The following is a 3,426-nucleotide window of genomic DNA, read 5'->3' as shown; positions in this document are numbered from 1 at the left end:
CTGATGCGCAAGGTGATCGGGAGCCCGCATCCTGACTGGATATTGAGTTTCGGGAGCTCGCTGGCTTACAAGAAACTGAGCTTTAATTTCCTGTTTGACGGTGCATTAGGTCAGGACGTCTTCAACGCCGACCGCCGGACCCGCCAGGGCGTGGGGATCGGGGATATATCCGAGAAGGAGATCAAGGGTGAATTGCCGCGCGGGTACATTTTCGCCGTGTATAACACGGAAGAATACCGGGTGGAAGACGCTTCTTACATTAAGCTGCGGGAAGTATCGCTGAGTTATGAATTGCCGTCATTGGCACGCTGGATGAAATCGATGACCGTATCGCTGACGGGGCGTAACCTGGTGAGCTTCGACAGTTACGACGGGTATGATCCTGAGACGAATGCCGGCGGTAACAGTGCAGTGTTGCGCGGGATTGACTTCGGCAACGTGCCTATTCCGAGAACTTATCAATTATCGCTCCGCGCCAGTTTCTAAACCCAAAAGCATTGTAACATGAAAACGCATTATATAAAACGAATCGCAGTTGCCTTTTTGCTTGGGTGCACTTTGCTTCCCGGTGCATCCTGCAACAAAGAATATATCAATCCCAGCGCGGGATCGGTTCCCAGTGTGGAAACGAACCCCGATGCACTGATGACGCTTTGCGCCGGCTTGCAGCGCCGGTATTCGATCGGCCGGCAGAGCCCATTTTATTGTGGCACCGTTGGCGGCGGGTATAGCGTATATGCCTTGTATACGATCAACATCGGTAATACGAGTGAAAAGGAGGTGGAAACCGGGAAAGGCGCCATTACGCTGAACAATTCCTTTGTTACGCAGATGTGGACGCAGTGTTTGCTGCTGCGCACCGAGGCGGAAACGGTTTTGTCGCACCTGGATGTGGCCACTGACCCGGGGGACCGTATGGGGTTGAAGGCGTACGCCAGTATTTTTTACGCGATGGGTATGGGGATGCTGGTGCAGTATTACGAGCAGATCCCGTTGGTGAATGGGGTGAACGCGACTTTCAGTCCAAGGGCCGAGGCTTTGAAGAAGGTGATCCAGGTGCTGGAGAGCGCCGACACCGATCTGGCGACCACCGCCATCAGCGCGAAGTTCCTGGGCAAAGTGCCTCCCGGCATCGACGCGAAAAATACCATCAAAGCCCTGCTGGCGCGCTTCTACAACATGCAAAGCATGATTACCGGCACCTACAACACGGCGGATGGCACCAAAGCTATCACGTACGCCCAGGCCGCCAGCCAGACGGTGAAATCGGAGTTCCGTTTCTCCACGGCCACACCCAACCCTGTCGGCGACCTGGCGGCTACGCGGAACGTTTACGGCGCGATCGACTCTTCATTAGGGTTGCGCAACGGATTGGCCCCGGTTCCCGCGAACAGTGATCCCCGTGTGGAATTTTACATCAGCCAGACGACGGCCACCACTTATCCGCTGAAGGCTTTCGCGTTGAACAACGTGGCGTCTTACCCGGTGTATCTGCCGGGGGAGATGATGCTCATCATCGCGGAGAATTACGCGCGGCAGGGGCAGTTCCCCAATGCGATCGTAGCATTAAACGCTGTGCGGACTAAAAAAGCGGTGGATGATATTTACGGTGTCGGGGCGAACCAGTCGCCGTATGCCGGGGCTGTGACGCAACCCGCGATCCTGACCGACATTTACAAGCAGCGCAGGCTGGAGATGTTCATCAGCGGCCAGGAGCTGGAGGACAGCCGCCGGTTTGGCCGTCCGGGCCCGAATCAGCCTGGGGAGGAAAGGAACCGGAATTTCTATCCGTATCCGTTAAGCGAAAGGGATAATAATCCGAGTACGCCGCAGGATCCGGCGATATAAGTGGATTCAAATATAAGAGAGGAGCCGGCTGCGATTTGTGCGTGGCCGGCTTCGCTTTTTAATAGACTTGTCGATCCTGGCTGCTTATCTTTATTGAATAGGCATCAACAAATCATTCCATATGCAGGTACTGGATTCAACCCAATATATTGAGAAGCTGGAAAAGCACTACACCAAATATTTTGGACAGGCTGGCAAGAAAATGCAGATGGATCGGGGGCCGGTAGAGAAATTACATCGAGGCTTCTATGTCCTGGAGGTTCCTCCCAATAAGCGACACGGTGCGTTCATGTATTGTACGGTTGGCATGTCTGCCGACCGGTTGGATGATAATCTGATTGAACTATTTGTGTTTTCTCCGAAGCCCGATGGGAAGGTGGTGGAGTTGCTAACGTATTGTGCATCCTATCACCGTTCAGGGCTTCCGTTGAACATTCATCACACCGTTAACATTGGCCAACCCTGGCTGGATGATTCCGTATGCGACCACGCTTTCATTTCCCTACCCTATCTCGATCAGGATATCGAACTTTTCCAACTCGACGGCCACGAAATCCATTGTTATTGGTTGATTCCCATCACGAAGGATGAGCGGGATTATAAAATGGAACATGGCTGCGAGGCGTTGGAGGTGCTGTTTGAGGAGAAGGGGCTTGATTATATGAACCCCGGCCGGAAGTGCCTGGTGGGCGGTGAGTGAAAAACTACGTCTCTGGCAGGGATAAAAGTGCGAGCTGCCGGTAAAATTGGGGAAGGGAGTACCTTCCGTCTGCCGGACGGTCTCGGGCCGGCTGCGAAGGAAGTGTTTGCCGCCGCGTTTGTAAGCGATGATGTTACCGAGTTTACCGGTAAAACGGATGATGGAATCGAGGGTTGCCATGTCAGTGGATTTTGTTGTCTTTCAATGTAAGAAAGTTGGATTTGACAGGGCAGCCAGTCGATTGCAAAAGTTCTAAACCTGGCGCGGGTGGTATTGCGGGTTATGCAAAGGCGACTACGGGTAGGTTGAATAGTTACGAACCTGGACTACGGTTTGGGTTGGAAGATTTCGAAATTTCTATAGCCGGGCGATCCGTTCGCGGAACATGCGTTCCCTGATCTTGAGGAGGCCGGGGTGGGTTTTTGCTACGTCGAGGGGTCGCCGGTTGTGGAGAGGGACCTGGGGTGTGGTGAGCCAGGTGTTGAATTCGGCGACGGAGGCGAATATGTCGAGCCCATCGCAGTAGAGTTCCAGGATGGAGGCGATCCTGTCGCTGGTGTTGGGTGAGAAGAGATCGTTCCCTTTTTTGAGGTACAGGCAGCGGGTGGTGACGGCCAGCAGTTCGGCGAGCGTGTCGTAATCGATGCCCATGGTGTTTTTGAGGCTCACCAGTTGGTTTTTGGTGAACCCGGCCTGGGTCAGGTGTTCCCGTTCGCGGAAGGAGAGTTCGCGGTAGCGGGCGAGGATGTCTTCACCGCATGACAGGGCGACCAATGTTGGTTTGCGCCGCCAGGTTTTCCGGCGCCGGGTGTGGACGGTGATTTGTTCCATGGCGGTTATTTGGCGATTTTCCGGCGGAGATCGTTGGCAAGTTCCCA

Annotated in this window: 3 protein-coding genes and 1 pseudogene; 3 read left to right on the top strand and 1 reads right to left on the bottom strand. The window is 54.1% G+C overall.

Annotation, left to right across the window (positions count from 1 at the left end; all coding sequences use genetic code 11):
* The 3 genes and pseudogenes from Q0510_RS16160 to Q0510_RS16150 all read left to right on the top strand — a co-directional run.
* Positions 1 to 486: pseudogene (locus tag Q0510_RS16160) on the top strand (SusC/RagA family TonB-linked outer membrane protein); the annotation flags it as partial.
* 18 nt (positions 487 to 504) lie between these two features.
* On the top strand, positions 505 to 1,848 hold the full coding sequence (locus tag Q0510_RS16155) for a RagB/SusD family nutrient uptake outer membrane protein (protein ID WP_298714042.1): 1,344 nt from the start codon (positions 505 to 507) through the stop codon (positions 1,846 to 1,848).
* A 121-nt stretch (positions 1,849 to 1,969) separates the two neighbouring features.
* On the top strand, positions 1,970 to 2,548 hold the full coding sequence (locus tag Q0510_RS16150) for a suppressor of fused domain protein (RefSeq protein ID WP_298714039.1): 579 nt from the start codon (positions 1,970 to 1,972) through the stop codon (positions 2,546 to 2,548).
* 357 nt (positions 2,549 to 2,905) lie between these two features.
* Here the strand turns inward: Q0510_RS16150 and Q0510_RS16145 are convergent, their stop codons facing one another.
* Positions 2,906 to 3,379: an antitoxin Xre/MbcA/ParS toxin-binding domain-containing protein gene (locus Q0510_RS16145; protein WP_298714036.1), complete on the bottom strand. Its 474-nt coding sequence runs from the start codon at positions 3,377 to 3,379 to the stop codon at positions 2,906 to 2,908.
* Positions 3,380 to 3,426 lie beyond the last annotated feature (47 nt).

This window comes from uncultured Chitinophaga sp. (genome assembly GCF_937874145.1).
In the GTDB taxonomy this organism is placed as follows: Bacteria; Bacteroidota; Bacteroidia; order Chitinophagales; family Chitinophagaceae; genus Chitinophaga.
This window is presented reverse-complemented; position numbering and strand designations above follow the sequence as displayed.

Bases quoted from the DNA above. Each gene is read 5' to 3' on its own strand.
- Q0510_RS16145 (WP_298714036.1), bottom strand. From the start codon at position 3,379: ATGGAACAAATCACCGTCCACACCCGGCGCCGGAAAACCTGGCGGCGC.
- Q0510_RS16150 (WP_298714039.1), top strand. From the start codon at position 1,970: ATGCAGGTACTGGATTCAACCCAATATATTGAGAAGCTGGAAAAGCAC.
- Q0510_RS16155 (WP_298714042.1), top strand. From the start codon at position 505: ATGAAAACGCATTATATAAAACGAATCGCAGTTGCCTTTTTGCTTGGG.